Origin of the sequence: Halococcus sp. PRR34, from assembly GCF_028617175.1 — an archaeon.
Lineage (GTDB): Archaea > Halobacteriota > Halobacteria > Halobacteriales > Halococcaceae > Halococcus > Halococcus salifodinae.
The window spans coordinates 68,882-83,728 of sequence record NZ_JAQJDA010000009.1 but is presented as its reverse complement, the minus strand read 5'-3'; the positions used below and the strand labels follow the sequence as shown (position 1 = coordinate 83,728).

Annotated in this window: 17 protein-coding genes; 9 read left to right on the top strand and 8 right to left on the bottom strand. The window is 66.5% G+C overall.

The features are described from left to right. The first annotated feature begins 32 nt into the window (after positions 1 to 32). Positions 33 to 1,727: a thiamine pyrophosphate-binding protein gene (locus PHA81_RS12320; RefSeq protein ID WP_049910050.1), complete on the top strand. Its 1,695-nt coding sequence runs from the start codon at positions 33 to 35 to the stop codon at positions 1,725 to 1,727. 45 nt (positions 1,728 to 1,772) lie between these two features. Further along, the gene (locus PHA81_RS12315; RefSeq protein ID WP_005043084.1) at positions 1,773 to 2,810 is read left to right on the top strand and encodes a hypothetical protein; all 1,038 of its coding nucleotides are present in this window, start codon (positions 1,773 to 1,775) and stop codon (positions 2,808 to 2,810) included. A gap of 16 nt (positions 2,811 to 2,826) precedes the next feature. Here PHA81_RS12315 and PHA81_RS12310 read toward each other — a convergent pair whose 3' ends face one another. Continuing rightward, on the bottom strand, positions 2,827 to 4,248 hold the full coding sequence (locus PHA81_RS12310; RefSeq protein ID WP_005043083.1) for an FAD-binding oxidoreductase: 1,422 nt from the start codon (positions 4,246 to 4,248) through the stop codon (positions 2,827 to 2,829). 246 nt (positions 4,249 to 4,494) lie between these two features. On the opposite strand from PHA81_RS12310, the gene PHA81_RS12305 reads away from it, so the two are divergent. Next, entirely contained in the window at positions 4,495 to 5,787 is a 1,293-nt protein-coding gene (locus PHA81_RS12305) for an AI-2E family transporter (protein WP_005043082.1), read from the top strand. A gap of 45 nt (positions 5,788 to 5,832) precedes the next feature. Continuing rightward, positions 5,833 to 6,801, top strand: coding sequence for an NADPH:quinone oxidoreductase family protein (locus PHA81_RS12300; protein WP_005043081.1), 969 nt, complete (start codon positions 5,833 to 5,835; stop codon positions 6,799 to 6,801). 14 nt (positions 6,802 to 6,815) lie between these two features. On the opposite strand, the gene PHA81_RS12295 is transcribed toward PHA81_RS12300, so the two are convergent. Beyond that, the gene (locus PHA81_RS12295) at positions 6,816 to 7,517 is read right to left on the bottom strand and encodes a 6-hydroxymethylpterin diphosphokinase MptE-like protein (protein ID WP_005043079.1); all 702 of its coding nucleotides are present in this window, start codon (positions 7,515 to 7,517) and stop codon (positions 6,816 to 6,818) included. A gap of 1 nt (position 7,518) precedes the next feature. Continuing rightward, the gene (folP, locus tag PHA81_RS12290; protein WP_005043078.1) at positions 7,519 to 8,346 is read right to left on the bottom strand and encodes a dihydropteroate synthase; all 828 of its coding nucleotides are present in this window, start codon (positions 8,344 to 8,346) and stop codon (positions 7,519 to 7,521) included. 90 nt (positions 8,347 to 8,436) lie between these two features. On the opposite strand from folP, the gene PHA81_RS12285 reads away from it, so the two are divergent. Genes PHA81_RS12285 through PHA81_RS12275 form a run of 3 tightly spaced genes read left to right on the top strand, consistent with a single transcriptional unit; the run spans position 8,437 to position 10,751 of the window. Next, positions 8,437 to 9,462, top strand: a complete 1,026-nt coding sequence (locus tag PHA81_RS12285) for a M48 family metalloprotease (protein ID WP_241430328.1) — start codon at positions 8,437 to 8,439, stop codon at positions 9,460 to 9,462. A gap of 57 nt (positions 9,463 to 9,519) precedes the next feature. Beyond that, positions 9,520 to 10,017 carry a hypothetical protein gene (locus PHA81_RS12280; RefSeq protein ID WP_005043076.1) on the top strand — a complete coding sequence of 166 codons (498 nt, stop codon included), beginning with the start codon at positions 9,520 to 9,522 and terminating at the stop codon, positions 10,015 to 10,017. Beyond that, positions 10,017 to 10,751 (top strand): RNA methyltransferase, encoded by a 735-nt coding sequence (locus PHA81_RS12275; RefSeq protein WP_005043075.1) that lies wholly within the window; start codon positions 10,017 to 10,019, stop codon positions 10,749 to 10,751. The genes PHA81_RS12280 and PHA81_RS12275 overlap by 1 nt, the downstream gene beginning before the upstream one ends. Before the next feature lie 353 nt (positions 10,752 to 11,104). Here the strand turns inward: PHA81_RS12275 and PHA81_RS12270 are convergent, their stop codons facing one another. The 5 genes from PHA81_RS12270 to PHA81_RS12250 are packed head-to-tail and all read right to left on the bottom strand — an operon-like array spanning position 11,105 to position 13,401. Then, positions 11,105 to 11,854 (bottom strand): proteasome assembly chaperone family protein, encoded by a 750-nt coding sequence (locus tag PHA81_RS12270; protein ID WP_005043074.1) that lies wholly within the window; start codon positions 11,852 to 11,854, stop codon positions 11,105 to 11,107. A gap of 3 nt (positions 11,855 to 11,857) precedes the next feature. Then, on the bottom strand, positions 11,858 to 12,040 hold the full coding sequence (locus tag PHA81_RS12265; protein ID WP_005043072.1) for an RNA-protein complex protein Nop10: 183 nt from the start codon (positions 12,038 to 12,040) through the stop codon (positions 11,858 to 11,860). A 16-nt stretch (positions 12,041 to 12,056) separates the two neighbouring features. Further along, positions 12,057 to 12,914: a translation initiation factor IF-2 subunit alpha gene (locus PHA81_RS12260; protein ID WP_005043071.1), complete on the bottom strand. Its 858-nt coding sequence runs from the start codon at positions 12,912 to 12,914 to the stop codon at positions 12,057 to 12,059. Continuing rightward, positions 12,911 to 13,117, bottom strand: coding sequence for a 30S ribosomal protein S27e (locus PHA81_RS12255; protein WP_005043069.1), 207 nt, complete (start codon positions 13,115 to 13,117; stop codon positions 12,911 to 12,913). Before PHA81_RS12255 ends, PHA81_RS12260 begins: the two co-directional genes overlap by 4 nt. A gap of 2 nt (positions 13,118 to 13,119) precedes the next feature. Then, positions 13,120 to 13,401 (bottom strand): 50S ribosomal protein L44e, encoded by a 282-nt coding sequence (locus PHA81_RS12250; RefSeq protein ID WP_005043068.1) that lies wholly within the window; start codon positions 13,399 to 13,401, stop codon positions 13,120 to 13,122. A 95-nt stretch (positions 13,402 to 13,496) separates the two neighbouring features. Between PHA81_RS12250 and PHA81_RS12245 the strand changes: the two genes are divergently transcribed. After that, positions 13,497 to 13,763, top strand: a complete 267-nt coding sequence (locus tag PHA81_RS12245) for an HAH_0734 family protein (protein WP_005043067.1) — start codon at positions 13,497 to 13,499, stop codon at positions 13,761 to 13,763. A gap of 443 nt (positions 13,764 to 14,206) precedes the next feature. Continuing rightward, a complete protein-coding gene (locus PHA81_RS12240) occupies positions 14,207 to 14,839 on the top strand; it encodes an SDR family oxidoreductase (protein ID WP_005043066.1) in 633 nt (210 codons plus the stop codon). The last annotated feature ends 8 nt before the right edge of the window (positions 14,840 to 14,847 follow it).

Genomic DNA, 14,847 nt, shown 5'->3' with positions numbered 1-14,847 from the left:
ACTATTTCACCGCGGCGCACGATCGAACGATCATGACGGATTATACCGGCGCGGACCTGTTCGTGGATGCGCTCGCCGAGTACGGCGTGACCCACGTCTTCGGAAACCCTGGGACGACGGAACTCCCCGTGGTCCACGCGATCGCCGAGAGCGAGATCGAGTACGTCCTCGGGCTCCACGAGGACATCGCGGTCGGGATGGCGGGCGGCTACGCCCAGACCCGCCGGTATCACGCCCACCACGACGATAGCGTTCTCCCGCTGGGCGTGGCGAACCTCCACACCACGCCCGGCCTCGCTCACGGCCTCGGGAACCTCTACGCAGCGAAGATCGCCGGCGCGCCGCTGCTCGTGACCGCCGGAAATCATAGTACGGATTTCCGCCACGAGGAGCCGATCCTCTCGGGCGATCTCCTCAGGTTGACGCGCCAGTTCTGCAAGCAGAGCCACGAGGTGCTCGACGTGAGTGCGGTCCCGACGATGGTCCGCCGGGCGGTCCGGACCGCGCTCACCCCGCCGACGGGCCCGGTCTTTCTGGGGCTGCCGCTCGACACCATGATGGCCGAAACCGACGCCCGCCCCGAGCGCCTCGGCCCGATCCCCACGGCTGGCGGCGGCGACGCCGCAGCGATCGAGCGTGCGGCCGACCTGCTCGTCGGGGCCGACGCGCCGGTGTTGGTGGTCGGCGATCACGTCGCCCGCGCCGGGGCGGACGCGGTCGCGGCCGCGGTCGATCTCGCGGAGGCCGCCGGCACGCGGGTCCACGGCGAGATTCTGTCCTGTGAAGTCGACTTCCCGATGGATCACGACCAGTGGGTCTCGCCGATCCCGCCGGACGAGGACCTCGCGCGGACGCTGCTCGACGCCGACACGGTGGTGTTCGCGGGCTGTTCGACCAACACCACGCTGACCCGCCACGAGCACGCGCTGGTGAGCGACGACACGACGTGCATCCACCTCAGCGACGCCGTCCGCGAGATCGGCAAGAACCAGCCCGCCGACGCTGCGGTGATCGGCGATCCGGGCGTCGTGCTGGGCGAGCTCGCCGCCAGGGTGCGCGACCGGCTCGACGAGGAGACACGCGAGGACCGCCTCGAAGCGGTCGCGTCGGTGAAGGAGATGGTCGAGGCCCAGATGGCGTCGATGGGGGCGGGCGAGGAAGCGGACGATGACGATCCGCGGGCCTCGAAGGACGAACTCGTCGACGCACTCCAGGAGGCCGCGCCGGAGGCGTTCGTCGTGGATGAGGGCGTGACCGCGAAATACGCGATGCTCACGCGGTGGCCGCTCCAGCCCGAGCAGTACATCTCGAACAAGGGTGGCGGCCTCGGCTACGGCCTCCCGGCGTCGGTCGGCGCGGCGTTCGCCGAGAGCCAGCGCGACGACCCGCGCGACGTCCTCGGGTTCGTCGGCGACGGCTCGTATCTCTACTACCCCCACAGCCTCTACACCGCCGCGCGCCACGACCTCGATCTCACAGTTGTCATCCCCGACAACCGCAACTACCGCATTCTGAAGGACAACACGCTCGACCTGCTCGGCGGTGAAGAAGCCGACTACGACTGGGTCGGGATGGAGTTCGAGCCGCCCGTCGACATCCCGACGAACGCCGAAAGCCACGGCGCACGCGGCGAACTGATCGAGTTGCCGGACGAAATCACGCCCGCGGTCGAAGCCGCCCTCGATCGCGACGGCCCGGACGTGCTCGACGTTTTGGTTCACGACTGATCGTCGACGGATGATTTATACACGCGATGTGCTAACCATCAACAGATGGATCGTTCGGTTCGCGTCGCGGCGGTGCTCGTGCTGGCGGTCGTCCTCGCCGGCTGCAACGGTCTCGCGCTCGGCGGTGACGGGACGCCCACGCGGACGGTCACGCCCGCGGCCGTTCCGACGGACGAGCCGACGCCGACGCCCCGTCCGGAGCTTGCGCCGGGGCTCACCGGCGATGGCGTCGTCGATCCGTTCGCACTCGGGAACGCCCATGCCTCGGTCCTCGACGGATCGTCCTATACCCTCCACGAAAACAGCAGCGTAGTGTATCCGAGCGGGATGATATACAGCAACGGAACGGTCGCAGCGCGGATCACGCCGGACGAGGATCGCTACACCGTCGTCCGGACCGGATCGCAAACGAGCGCCTCGTTTCCCGTGATCGAGGAGCGGTTCTGGTCGAACAGCAATCGAACCCTCTCCGTACGGACGACCACCGACGAGACGACGTACGGGATCGCCGACGGCGACGATGGACCGCTCTCGGTCCGGCGAGTGGTGGCCGGCGATCCGACCAACAGCGAACGGATCGCAGCGCTGCTCGGCGCGATGGAGACACGCGTCGTCGGACAGGCGGTCCGAAACGAGACGCAGCTCTACCGCGTCTACGGGTCCAACCTGACGAGCGCGTACGCCCTCGACACCGAACAGGAAGCGCCCGGTAACGTCGCACTCGTCGCTCTGGTCGATCGCCGCGGGCTCGTCCACGAGTACCGCCTGAACTACACCGCGTCGATCGACGGCGATCCGGTTCGGGTCAGTCGTCGGGTGCGCTACACCGACGTGGGATCGACGACCGTCGATCGTCCGTCGTGGTACGCGGCAGCTGTCCGGAACGCCACCACGACCACCCAGAACGTCACCACGACACCCTCGAACGGGACGGACGCACCGACCACTACGACAGCTACGGCCGCCGGTGTTTCCATGATCACCGCGGTGCCGATCACAGCCGGTGTCGGTTCCGCGACCTCCGCCTCGAACACGTCGGCGGCTCCGACGACGGGATCGGCGACCACGGGAACGACGACGTAGCTCGCCGAACCGAGCGTCAGTCGGATGAATCGGTCTGGTGTCGCTCGTCGCCGTCGTCGGCTGCGGGGAAGATTTTGCCGGGGTTCAGCGTGCCGTTCGGATCGAGCGCCCGCTTGATCGCTCCCATTGCTTCGACCGCCCCCTCGCCGTGTTCGGCGATCATATACCCTCGCTTGCCCCGGCCGACGCCGTGCTCGCCGGTCGACGTCCCGCCCATCTCGATCGCGCGCTCGACCACGGCGTCCGAGATCTCTCGGCCCGCTTCGAGTTCTTCGGCATCGTTCGGGTCCACGAGCACGTTGTAGTGGACGTTGCCGTCGCCGGCGTGGCCGAAACACGGCACGTCGAGGTCGTGTTCCGCGCCGAGTTCCTTGGCATAGCGAACGAGGTCGGGGTACCGGCTGATCGGGACGGTGACGTCGCCCGGCTTCGCGGGTCGACGCGGTGGGTCGTAGGCCAGGAGTGCGTTCGCGAGGTCGCGGCGCGCAGCCCACAGCTCGTCCATCTCCGCCCCGGCCGCCATCGCGAATCGCTCGACGCCGTGCTCCTCGAAGATCTCGCGACAGGCATCGATCTCGGTATCGATCCCGTGATTGGCGTGGAACTCGACGAAGGCGGTCGGCGCGTCGGGCAGGTCGGTGCCGGAGTAGGCGTTCGCGATCTTCGTGCTCACCGGATCGAGGAGTTCGATCGTGGCGACGTCGACGCCCGCCTGCATCGTCGCTGCGATCGCGGTCGCGGCGTCGTCGAGCGTCGCGAAGACCGCGCGACCGCCTCGAATCTGTTCGGGTTTGCGTTCGAGTTCGAACGTCGCACGCGTGACGACCGCGAGCGTGCCCTCGCTCCCCACGAGGAGGTCGTCGAGGTTGTACCCGCTCGACGTTTTCTTCGCCTTGCTGCCCGCCTCGATCACGGTGCCGTCGGCGAGGACCGCTTCGAGGGCGAGCACCCAGTCGTGGACCTCGCCGTACTTCACCGTCTTCGCACCGCTGGCGTCGGTGGCGATCATCCCGCCGACCGTCGAGATGTCGGCGGACTGCGGGAGTGGCGGCAGGAACAGGCCGTGTTCTTCGAGCGCATCGTTCAGCGCCCCACCGATCACACCCGGTTCGACGTCGATCTGGAAATCCGCGGGGCGAACGTCGAGCACGCGGTCCATCCGCGTGAGGTCCATGCTGATCCCGCCTGCGGCGGGGACCGCGTTGCCTTCGATCCCCGTCCCTGCCGCGTAGGGAGTAACTGGAACGTCCCGATCGTTCGCGGCCGCGAGCACCGCCGCCACGTCGGCCGTGGACTCGGGCCAGCAGACCGCGTCAGGTCTGATTCGATCGTCCTCTGGCGTGCCCCAGTCGCCGGCGTGGGAGTCACGGTCGTCGTCGCCGATCGAAATCTGGCCGTCGTCGAGAACGCCAGCGAGAAACGAGCAGTCGTGTGACATACGGAACCCATGCGCGTATCGGAGATAAAACTCCGGTGCCAGCGGAGTGCCGGCAGTCGCGATCGCTGCTGCGAGCGATCGTTCGTGACTGCGTACTGCTGTTCGGTTGTCACCGATGCACCGACACCGGCGGGGACACGTCCGGCAACGACAGCGGTCCGGATAGCCGAGCGGGACGGGTGGTTCGAGCGACTGAGACACCCGCTCGCACAACGGGTATTTACGCCGGCCGCGCCTCCCTCGCACATGGCCAGCGTGCTCGACGGCTACGACCGCTCGCGAATCCCGCTGTGGCTGGTGGCGATCGCCCTCGGGGCCGCGCTCGCGTTCGTCGTCTATCGGTACATCGGCACGTTCGTCCTCGGGCTGTTCGTTTATTATATCACGCGCCCGATCCACCGCCGGATCGCGGACTGGATCCCGACATCGAGCCTCGCTGCGGCGGTCTCGCTGCTGTCGATCACGCTCCCGATCATCCTGCTCGTCGCGTACACGGTCTCGGTGGCCGTCACCGAGCTCCAGAGCCTCGCCGGCACCAACGCGGACCAGCTCGACGCCCTCGTCCAGCCGATCCTCGCGGATGGCGGGCTCGGGATCGACAACCTGCGCGAGCTGGTGACCTCGGCGGTACAGAACCCCGAGCAGTATCTCGGGCCGGGCGGGCTCGAATCCCTCGGCGAGGCGCTCGGCACGACGACGGGGTATCTCGGTGCGGTCGGCAACGCACTCCTCCACCTGTTCATCGTGCTTGCGCTCGCGTTCTACCTCCTCCGTGACGATCACAAGCTCGCTGCGTGGTTCCGGACCGAACTCGCGGGCGAGCGAACGGCGGCGTACGCCTACCTCAATGCGGTCGATCGCAATCTCAAGACGATCTACTTCGGGAACATCCTCAATGCCTTCGCGACCGCGATCCTCGCGGCGATCTCGTACAACGCTCTCGACGTCGTCAGCCCTCCCGAAATCGGGGTCCCGTCGGCCACCCTGCTGGGACTGCTCACCGGCGTTGGCAGCCTCGTTCCCGTGGTGGGGATGAAGATCGTCTACATCCCTGTGGCGCTCGTCCTCGCCGGCCAGGCCGCCCTCGTCGACCCGACGCTTCTCTGGTTCCCGGTGGTGTTCGCGGCGGTCTCGCTCGTGATCGTCGACACCATTCCGGACCTCGTCCTCCGGCCGTACGTCTCGGGCCGCTCGCTCCACACCGGTTCGGTGATGATCGCGTACATCGTCGGCCCCCTCCTCTTTGGGTGGTACGGCCTGTTTCTCGGCCCGCTCATCCTCGTGTTGGTCGTCCACTTCGCCAGGATCATCCTGCCCGAACTCGTCCGCGGCGAGGCGGTGACAACGCGGGCGACCGCGGGCAACCCGCTCGATCCCGACGACGTCATCGACGTCCCGGAGCCCGAACCGGTCGAACCAGCGGGCGAAACGGACCCGGAAGACGGCTTCGAAACGGACACGGATATCGAAACCGAGGTCGACGAGCAGCCACAGCAGTCATCGCAGCCGTCGGACGACGGAACCGTCGAAGACGAGTAAACCACGGCCGGATGGTTTATCCGGATGGCGCGGCAAGAAACGGTGATGCAGGCCATCGAAGTCACCAAATTCGGCGGACGTGACGTCATCGAGACGACCGACCGCGACATGTCCGAGCCGGGCCCCGGCGAGGTCCGGATCGATGTCGCAGCGGTAGGCGTCAACTTCGCGGACATCATGCAGCGCCGGGGTCATTACCAGGGCGGGCCGAGTCCGCCCTACGTGCCCGGAATGGAGGCTGCCGGCACGATCGACGCAGTCGGTGAGGGTGTCGATCGCGAGGTCGGCGAGCGCGTGGTCGCGATGACCAACGAAGGCTACGCCGAATCCGTCACCGCCGACGCCGCGGGGCTGTTCGACGTTCCCGAACCGATGGAGTTCACCGAAGCCGCGGGCTTCCCGGTACAGTTCCTGACTGCCCACAACACCCTGTTCGAGTGGGGTGGATTGGAGGAGGGCGAGCGCGTCCTGATCCACGCGGCGGCGGGCGGCGTCGGCACCGCGGCGACCCAACTCGCGAGTGAGGCCGGTGCTGAGGTCTTCGGCACCGCGAGCACCCAGGACAAGCTCGATCTCGCCGAACGCCTCGGCGTGGATCACCCGATCAACTACACGGAGACCGACTTCGCCGAGGAAGTCAATGATCTCACCGACGTCAAGGGCGTCGATCTCGTGCTTGACGGGATCGGTGGCGACACCACCACCGAGAGCCTCGACTGCCTCACCCACTTCGGTCGGATGGTTTCGTACGGCGCGGCGAGCGGCGAACCGGGCTATCCCGACACCAGTACGCTGCTGTTCAACAACTACACCGTCTACGGCTACCACCTCGGACAGTCGATGCAGCGCGACCCCGAGCGTGTGCTGAGCGCCGTGCCGAATCTCACCGAACTGCTGACCGAGGGTGACCTCGAAGTGATCGTCGGTGAAACCTTCCCGCTCGAAGACGCTGCCGCAGCACACGAGCACATCGAGAACCGCGAAAGCACTGGAAAAGTCGTTCTCGAACCCTAATCGCCCGTTCCTCGCTACTTGATCGGCAACGCCCCGATATCGATCCCGTCACGCCGTCCATCGAGCACGGTGAATCGCTCGTCACGGCGGCGTTCGAGCCAGTACAACAATCGTTCGGCCCACGTGAGTTTCTGCTGTTTCATCGCGTCCACCGAGTCGTCGTCGAAGTCCCAGCCGACGAACTTCAGACTACGCGCCCCACAGTGATCGGCGAGGAAGGCCGCGCGGTCGCCGTCGGTGAATCCGCCGAAATTTTGGACCGGTCCGACGGGTGCGGCTTGAGTCGTCGCGAGCACGTTCGTCGCGTCGAGCGTCGGGACGACCTCTCGGACCAGCGGTTCGTTGTCACCGTGGGCGTGGACCGCGACCGGCGTTCCGCGTGCAGTGAGATCGCGCACCGTGTCGGGGTTCTTGTCGAGATCTGTAACCATGCAGTCGATCTCGAAGCCGATCTCGTGAAGACGATCGGCCGCGGTCGAGGCGGCGAACACGGTTCCCTCCGAGAGCAGTTCGTCCGATAACGAGTCGAGGTCGGTTTCGAGTGAGGGGCCAGCGCCGGCGATCACGACTGATTCGCCCGTGAGGTCGAGTCGATCGAGATCGAACGGTTCGGCGAAGCCGGCGAGGATGTCTCGCACGCGCTCGTCGGCCACGCGGTCGAACCCGAAGTCGTCGAGGATGGCTTCGTAGACTGGCTCCCACGCCTCGAACTGCATCTCAGGCCTCGGCCGTGACTCGTTCGCGCCGATCGCCGAGCGCGTCGCCGATCAGCGCCGCATCGCGAGTTTCGGCCACGTCGTGGGTCCGGATGACGTGTGCGCCGCGCTCGACGGCCAGCGCGGTCGCGGCGAGGCTGGCCGGGAGTCGCCCCTCCGTCTCATGATCGACGATCTCGCCAAGGAAGTTCTTCCGGTTGATCGAAACCAGCATCGGCCGATCGAGATCGCGGAACTCGCCGAGCCGGTCGAATATCTCACGGTCGTCCTCCAGGGTTTTTGCCTCGCTCCACCCGCCGAAGGCGGGATCGACGATCGTCTTCGGGGTGAGTTCGCGGTCGAGCGCGGCGTGGATCTCCTCGACGGTGGTGAGCGCGCCGGGCCGTTCGAGGTCGGGCGGGCTCGCCATCTTCACCACGGCGGCGTCTCGCGCTTCGCAGACCCGTGGCATGTCGGGGTCGGCAAACCCGCAGACGTCGTTCACCATGTCGAATCCCGCATCGAGAGCGGCCGCGGCGACCTCGTGATAGCGGGTTTCGATCGAGAACACCGCGTCGTCGCGGGCGCGCTCGATCGTTTCGAGCGCGGTGTCGAGCCGGTCGCGTTCCTCATCGGCCGAAAGCACATCGAAGCGCTTGTTCGCGGATTCGAGGCCCACATCAATGATGTCCGCCCCTTCGGCGATGAGGTCGTCGACGTACTCGGCGGCCTGGTCGGGGTCGGCGAAGACGCTCGGATCGTAGGGTGACTCGTCGCTGACGTTGAGCACGCCCATGATCCGTGGCGGGTGATCGTCGCCGATCGGAAGGCCGGCGGCGTCGACGGTCATGTGGGTTGGACGGCTTCGTCGTACAAAGCCGGCCCGGTCTGTGGTTTTCGGAACGATGGATGTATTCCGTCGGCCGATGACCACCCGACGATGGAGTGGACGAACGACTGGATGCTCCGCGTTCGAATGGTCGTGGCCGTCGGGTCGCTCGCCGTCGTGGCAGCGGCGCTTGCCGGCGTGCTGTTCGTCGCGTTCTCGTGGCTGGCCGCCCTCGCCGCGCGGAACGGCTACCTTCCCGGTGGACTGACTGAGGTCGCCGGCGCGGGTGCGACGATCGTACTCGTCGTCGCCATCGTCGTCATCGAAGGGCGCTACGGCGACTCGCTCGTCCTCCGGGGCGTCGACGCGCGTGAGCCGTCCCCCGAGGAGTTCCCCGATCTCCACCGTCTCGTCAATCGCGTTGCCCGCCAGGCAGACCTCCCGGTTCCGACCGTACTGGTGGCCGAGACGACCGCGCCACGGGCCTTCACGACCGGTTACACCCGGGACGGGGCGACGCTCGTCGTCTCGACTGGGCTGCTCGACGTGCTCGACGGAGACGAGCTGTCGGCGGTCGTCGCTCACGAACTCGCCCACGTCAAGAACCGCGATGTCGCGGTGATGATGGCGATGGCGTTGCCGCTGGTCGTCGCACAGACGCTGATGGACTGGGCGAGCAGCGGCTGGGAGGACCCGAATCACGAGAGCAGCTCGGTCGGCGGCATCGTCGGAGCCGTCACCTTCGCCGTCGCGGGGCTGTTCTGGGTTGTCGGCCGGGTGATGTTCCGTCTGCTCTCGCGACACCGTGAACTCGCGGCCGACCGCGGCGCAGTCGCCATCGCCGGCTCGCCGGCCGCGCTCGCGAGCGCGCTGTCGACGCTCGACGAAGCGGCCACGGGAATCCCGACCACGGACGCCCGCGCGAGCGCAAGCATCGCCGCCTTCTCGATCGTTCCGCTCGAACCGGCCGAAGCCGAGTCCCGAGAGCCGATGATGCTCGGCCCGGAGGGCGATCGCGCGCCGTACCTCTACCGCGAAACACAGCCGCTCAGGGAGATCGCCGCACGAATCCTGCGAACCCACCCGGACACCGACGATCGGATCGCCCGGCTACAATCCCTCCAGCGGTCGTTGTAGCTGTCAGGCGGGTCCGCGACACGCGCGACTTTTAGGCGCGAGTCACTTTCTCGCGGTATGGGCAAGGTAAGTATCGGGCTGCGGGGCTGGCGGTTCGACGAGTCGGCGGTGTTCACCGACGACGGCGAGATCATGGCGATCGACGCGATGGACCCCGAGACCCGCCAGCGTGTGGCTCGGCTCCGAGAGGTGATCGGATCGCCGTGTCACGCCTGCTGGCTGCTTCATGGCGACGAGAACCTCGACGCGTGCAACGTGGCTGCGGCGGTCTACGGCGAACCCCTGAGCGAGGTCGTGGTCTGTGATGTCCACGAGCCCGACTTCCTCTACTGGTATCGTGAGGAGGGCGGCAGCGAGCGCCGCGGTGAACCCGAACTCCAGGACGCTTTCCACGAGTGGTTCCTCGACGGCGGCCGCGCGCCGGAGGACTACGCCGGCCTCGAACACGTCGACACCGATCCGACCGCGGTGCCACAGGTCTCGGGCACCACGTCGGCCGCCGAAGCCGAACGGGAGGCGAACACGGTCGACCTCGACAGTCTCGACATCGACTGATGGGCGAGGTAGTGGTCGCCGTCGTCGATCCCCAGACGCCAGGCAACGTCGGGACGATCGCGCGGGCGATGAAGAACTTCGGGTTCAGTGATCTGAAACTGGTCGATCCGCCCGAACTCGACCCCGACGGCGAGGCGTACGGCTTCGCCGGCCACGCACGCGAAGACGTCCTCCCGAATCACGACGTCGTGAGCTTCGAGTCGCTCGTCACCGATTTCTACACCATTGGCTTCACCGCAACCACGAACCGCGACGGGCGAAAACACGTCCGCTATCCGTTCAAAACCCCGGCCGAACTCCGCGACCATCTCGCCGGGGTCGAGAGCGACGTGGCGCTGGTGTTCGGCCGCGAGAGTACGGGATTATCGAACGAGGAGATCGTGCGGATCGACGAGGTGTGTTCGATCCCTGCGAGCCCCGAGTACCCGGTTCTCAATCTCGGCCAGGCCGCGACGGTCGCGCTCTACGAACTCCGTGATCTGCATCTCGACGGGAGCCAGCATCCCGGCAACCGACACGAACGCGCCGACGAGCGCGCGCTCGAAGGGCTCTACGACCAGTTCGACTCGTTCCTCGACGCGATCGACCACCCCGAGGAGAAGCACGCGAAGACCGGTCGCCTCATCCGGCGGTTGCTCGGTCGTGCTCATCCCACCGGCCGGGAGGTCACGACGTTTCGGGGTCTCTTCCGCCAGGCCGAAAGTCGGATCGAGCGCGCTCGAAACGAGGACTGAGGGCGTAGCGACTGTGGTGTGGCGGCGGTTGCGGCGGCGCTGTGGCCGCGATGCAAGTTGTAGTGCGGTTGCGGTGCGGGCCTGGTGGACCGAGGGCGAGGCCCGAACGAAGTGAGTGGCCGAGGGCTCGGGCGGTGCTGTGCGTTGGCGGCCGCGGATGATGTTTAGAAGTTCTACCGTGAGCGAGGCCGCAGGCCGAGCGAGCGGGTGTTTTTCATGAACGTTTTTGCAAGCCGAGCGGGACGGCTCCGCCGTCCCGCTGGCCGTGCGAACGGGCGGCTTCGCCGCCCGTGAGCAGACGGGGGTGGGCGACCGAGCGGAGCGAGGGAGCGCACCCCCCGCAGTAAAAAGGTTCAGCCGATGTACCGAAGGTTGTCGTCGGTGGCCTGCTGGCCGCCCTCCATCTGCTGGATCTTCTGGACGACCTCCTCCATCTCGTCGGCACGCTCTTCGAGCGAGTCGAACTCGACCTCGAAGCCGATGGCTGCTTCGAGGATTTCGAGCACGGCGCGTGCGCTCTTGGGATCGACGAGATAGCCGCTGGTCTCGCCCATCAGACAGGCTGCGTCGAGGTCACGGCGCGCACCGAGGCCGAGAAGTAGGCCGGAGACGCCGACGATGCCGCCGGCGGGCTGGTCCTCGCGAAACTCGACGCCCGCATCCTCGAGCTCGTCGATGACGCCGTCGTCGGTCGCGGCTCCGATGACGTCGTACTCGTCGATCAGTTCGCCCGTCGGAACGCCACCGAGCGCGAAGACCCGATCGACCCCGAGTTCGGTCGTCACGTCGAGAACGCGGTCGGTCAGGTGATAGTGGCCGGTGGATTCCTGGGGCTGGTGATCGCCGGTGAGCACGAGGAGGTCCTCGTTGCCCGCCTCCACTGCGTGGAGTTCGACGCAAGCGAGTTTCGCGCGGCCGTCCTCGACGTTGACCTGGGGTGGGAAGTGCTCGGAGTAGATCCGTCTAACCGGCTCGCTCTCGAACTCTTCGAGGAGATGTTCGGCCGCGAGCTTGCCGACGTGGCCGACACCCGGAAGCCCCTCGATCAACACCGGATCGGAGAGCGACGGCTCCGCGAGCGTTTCGACTTCGAATTCGTTCATGGGCTATTCGGACTCGCGGCGCTTAAGAGCACGTCGGTACTCACCGTGGGGGTCTTCGGGGTTGTAGGGGGCTGGCGCGCTGTTGACCGCCGGCCCGCCACACTCGGGGCAGGTCTCCGACAGCGTGTACACCGGGCGATCGTGGGTCGAGCGCCACGCCTCGCACACGAGAATAGCGGATTTCATGCGGTAGTGCGCCGCGTTACTCGTCGTCGCTGCGGCGTTCGCGGTGGAACTCCGCAGTGCCGCCGCGATCGGTGATGGCAGTCGACGCGCGTTCGGCGCTGGCTTCGAGCTGGCTCTCGGCGGTCTTGTAATCGGGAGCCTGCACCCGAATGCGGTACTCGGGTGCGCCGACGTAGGTCACCTCGAGCTCGACCTCCTCGGGCACACCGGAAGGCTCGCTTTGCTGGCCTTCCGAGCCCTCGTTCGTTCCGCTCACGAGGACCTCGCCGTTGCCTTCGGCCGCATCGAGTGCCTCCCGAACGAGATCGACGCCGGCGCTCTCGGCGCTGGTGAGATCGACGTAGCCGCTGACGGTCACGTACGGGACCGAGACGTTCTCGCGGGCGGTCTCGACGATCAAATCGATCTCCTCGTCGTCGAGATCGGTATCGTCGAGTGCCTCGGTCCCGTGGATGGCCGCCTCCTCGAAGCCCGCGTACAGCGAGCCGAACTCCGCGAGGAAGGCGTTCGCGACCGTGGCGTACTGCTCGTCGGCGATGTCCTCGCCGAACGCGATCGCCATCCAGTTGTCGGCCTTCCGTTCTGCCTTCCAGTCCTGGATCGTCTCCGAGCGCTGGTGGTCGTTGACGTCCTTGAGCGAGAGATCGATCTGCTGGGACGACTCGTCGACGTCCAAAACTTTCGCCACCACGGTCTGGTCGAGGCTCACGTGGTCGCGAACGTTCTTGATCCAGCCCGAGGCGACCTCCGAGACGTGGACGAGACCGCGTTTGTCCTCGTACTCCGAGAGGGTGACGAACACGCCGAAATCGGCGATCTCGTCGATCTTCCCGACGACCAGATCGCCCGGGTCGGGCCACCCGCTGTAGTTCATGTCCCAGTGTCCGCGAGCTCGCTGCCGGTGTCGCGGCGCTCGACGGTCTCGATCACCTCGCCTTCGAAGGTCGCGTCGCCGCCGGTCGATCGGGCGAGCGTCGTGCCACAGACAGCACACGCCACCGTGCTCGCGGCCTTGCCGAAGACGATCTGTTCGTTCTCACAGTCCGGACAGCGCACGGAGTAGAAGTTCCCCGCCATGATTACTCCTGGAACTCCACGCGGCCGGCGCGCCATCCCTCGCGGAGGTGGGCGGTGCCGCAGTCACTACACCGGTACTTGAGGTTGGTCTTCTTCGTGGGTTTGTCCCCACCAGGCACCTTCGAGAACTTCCCGGTGTTGCCGATGACCGCGGTGGCGCGCTCGCGCTGGCGGTCGGTCCACTTCATTCCAGTCTCGCGCCCGCTGCGGACCTTCTCGACCTCGTGTTCGTGGTGGGCGTTGCAGTGTGGGCAGTACGTGTTGAACCGACGTGGTATCTGCATGGTTACTGGATGGCGGTAGCGCATCGGAGGGTAAAACCCGTTCGGTGTCGCGGCGGGTCCGAAGCGCTTAGGTTCCCGTCGGGCAACCTCCCAGCATGAAGCGGCTCATCATCGAGGGCGACCCTGGCGTCCGGAAGGGCGGGATCATCGAGCACGACGGTGAGGAGCTGGTCTGTTTCGGCATCTCCCGTCAGGGCGAGTGGCACGGCCCCACCCAGGTTCAGCTGTGGTGTACGGTCGGCACCGAAGACGAGACCGAGGACTTCGAGCGCCGGAACTTCATCCCGATGCACCTCGACGTCGAAGCACTCGACGCCGACGACGTCACGGTCACACAGCGCAAAGGCGAACTCACTGTCTAAGCACCCACTTTTTTTACAGAGGGTCCTCCCTCGCGCCTGCGGGCGTCGTCAGAAATCGAAGATTTCTGACTGCCAATCAGAACGCTTCGCGTTCTGATGACGCTCGGTCGAACCCTCTCCAAAAACCTGTTCTCCAGAGCGAAGCGAAGGAGAGCTTGGAAGACGCGAAGCGTCTTCCGGTGGACTAAAAACACCCGCTCGCTCACTGCGTTCGCTCGCGGTAGGGCTACTGGCGCTTTCCGCGACCGCCCACACCGCAACCGCACCGCCGAAGCCCTCGGCGTGCGCTCACTCCGTTCGCTACTCACTCCCTTCGGTCGATCGCACCCCTCGCCCTTCATCCACCAGGAGAGCGTTGCTCTCCTGAGCCCTGACTCGCTTCGCTCGTCAGGACACCGGGGCCAGACAATTTACCAGCGTCCGCGCCGTACCCTGGACCGCTTATGAACGTACTCGTCGCTGGCGCGCACGGCAAGGTCGGCCAACACATCGTCGATGTCCTCGACCGAAGCGATCACGACGTCACGGCGATGGTCCGCACCGACTCCTACGCATCGGATATAGCGGAGTACGACGCCGAAACCGTCGTCGCGGACCTCACGGAGGACGTCTCCCACGCGGTCCAGGACCACGATGCGATCGTCTTCGCCGCGGGATCGAGCGGCGAGGACGTCGAAGGTGTCGACCGCGACGGCGCGATCCGGATGATCGAGGCGGCCGAGGAGCACGGCGTCGATCGGTTCGTGATGCTCAGCGCGATGAACGCCGACGATCCCGAATCGAGTCCCGACGCGCTCGAAGACTACCTGATCGCCAAGCAGGAAGCCGACGAACGGCTCCAGGCGAGCGAGCTGACGTACACGATCGTCAGGCCTGGCGCGCTGATCGACGAACCGGCCACCGGCGAAATCCGCGCGGCCGCAAAGCTCGGTCGGGGCGAGATCACTCGTGCGGATGTCGCCCGAACGCTGGTGGCGGCGCTCGACATCGAAGAGACGTACGGGAAGACCTTCGAGATTCTTGCCGGCGACGCGCCGATCGAGACGGCGCTCGAACACCCCACAGAGGAAGAATAGCGCGGTCT

Bases quoted from the DNA above. Each gene is read 5' to 3' on its own strand.
- PHA81_RS12285 (WP_241430328.1), top strand. From the start codon at position 8,437: ATGGAGTGGACGAACGACTGGATGCTCCGCGTTCGAATGGTCGTGGCC.
- PHA81_RS12275 (WP_005043075.1), top strand. From the start codon at position 10,017: ATGGGCGAGGTAGTGGTCGCCGTCGTCGATCCCCAGACGCCAGGCAAC.
- PHA81_RS12240 (WP_005043066.1), top strand. From the start codon at position 14,207: ATGAACGTACTCGTCGCTGGCGCGCACGGCAAGGTCGGCCAACACATC.
- folP (WP_005043078.1), bottom strand. From the start codon at position 8,346: ATGACCGTCGACGCCGCCGGCCTTCCGATCGGCGACGATCACCCGCCA.
- PHA81_RS12305 (WP_005043082.1), top strand. From the start codon at position 4,495: ATGGCCAGCGTGCTCGACGGCTACGACCGCTCGCGAATCCCGCTGTGG.
- PHA81_RS12250 (WP_005043068.1), bottom strand. From the start codon at position 13,401: ATGCAGATACCACGTCGGTTCAACACGTACTGCCCACACTGCAACGCC.
- PHA81_RS12315 (WP_005043084.1), top strand. From the start codon at position 1,773: ATGGATCGTTCGGTTCGCGTCGCGGCGGTGCTCGTGCTGGCGGTCGTC.
- PHA81_RS12265 (WP_005043072.1), bottom strand. From the start codon at position 12,040: ATGAAATCCGCTATTCTCGTGTGCGAGGCGTGGCGCTCGACCCACGAT.
- PHA81_RS12310 (WP_005043083.1), bottom strand. From the start codon at position 4,248: ATGTCACACGACTGCTCGTTTCTCGCTGGCGTTCTCGACGACGGCCAG.
- PHA81_RS12270 (WP_005043074.1), bottom strand. From the start codon at position 11,854: ATGAACGAATTCGAAGTCGAAACGCTCGCGGAGCCGTCGCTCTCCGAT.
- PHA81_RS12320 (WP_049910050.1), top strand. From the start codon at position 33: ATGACGGATTATACCGGCGCGGACCTGTTCGTGGATGCGCTCGCCGAG.
- PHA81_RS12260 (WP_005043071.1), bottom strand. From the start codon at position 12,914: ATGAACTACAGCGGGTGGCCCGACCCGGGCGATCTGGTCGTCGGGAAG.
- PHA81_RS12280 (WP_005043076.1), top strand. From the start codon at position 9,520: ATGGGCAAGGTAAGTATCGGGCTGCGGGGCTGGCGGTTCGACGAGTCG.
- PHA81_RS12255 (WP_005043069.1), bottom strand. From the start codon at position 13,117: ATGGCGGGGAACTTCTACTCCGTGCGCTGTCCGGACTGTGAGAACGAA.
- PHA81_RS12295 (WP_005043079.1), bottom strand. From the start codon at position 7,517: ATGCAGTTCGAGGCGTGGGAGCCAGTCTACGAAGCCATCCTCGACGAC.
- PHA81_RS12300 (WP_005043081.1), top strand. From the start codon at position 5,833: ATGCAGGCCATCGAAGTCACCAAATTCGGCGGACGTGACGTCATCGAG.
- PHA81_RS12245 (WP_005043067.1), top strand. From the start codon at position 13,497: ATGAAGCGGCTCATCATCGAGGGCGACCCTGGCGTCCGGAAGGGCGGG.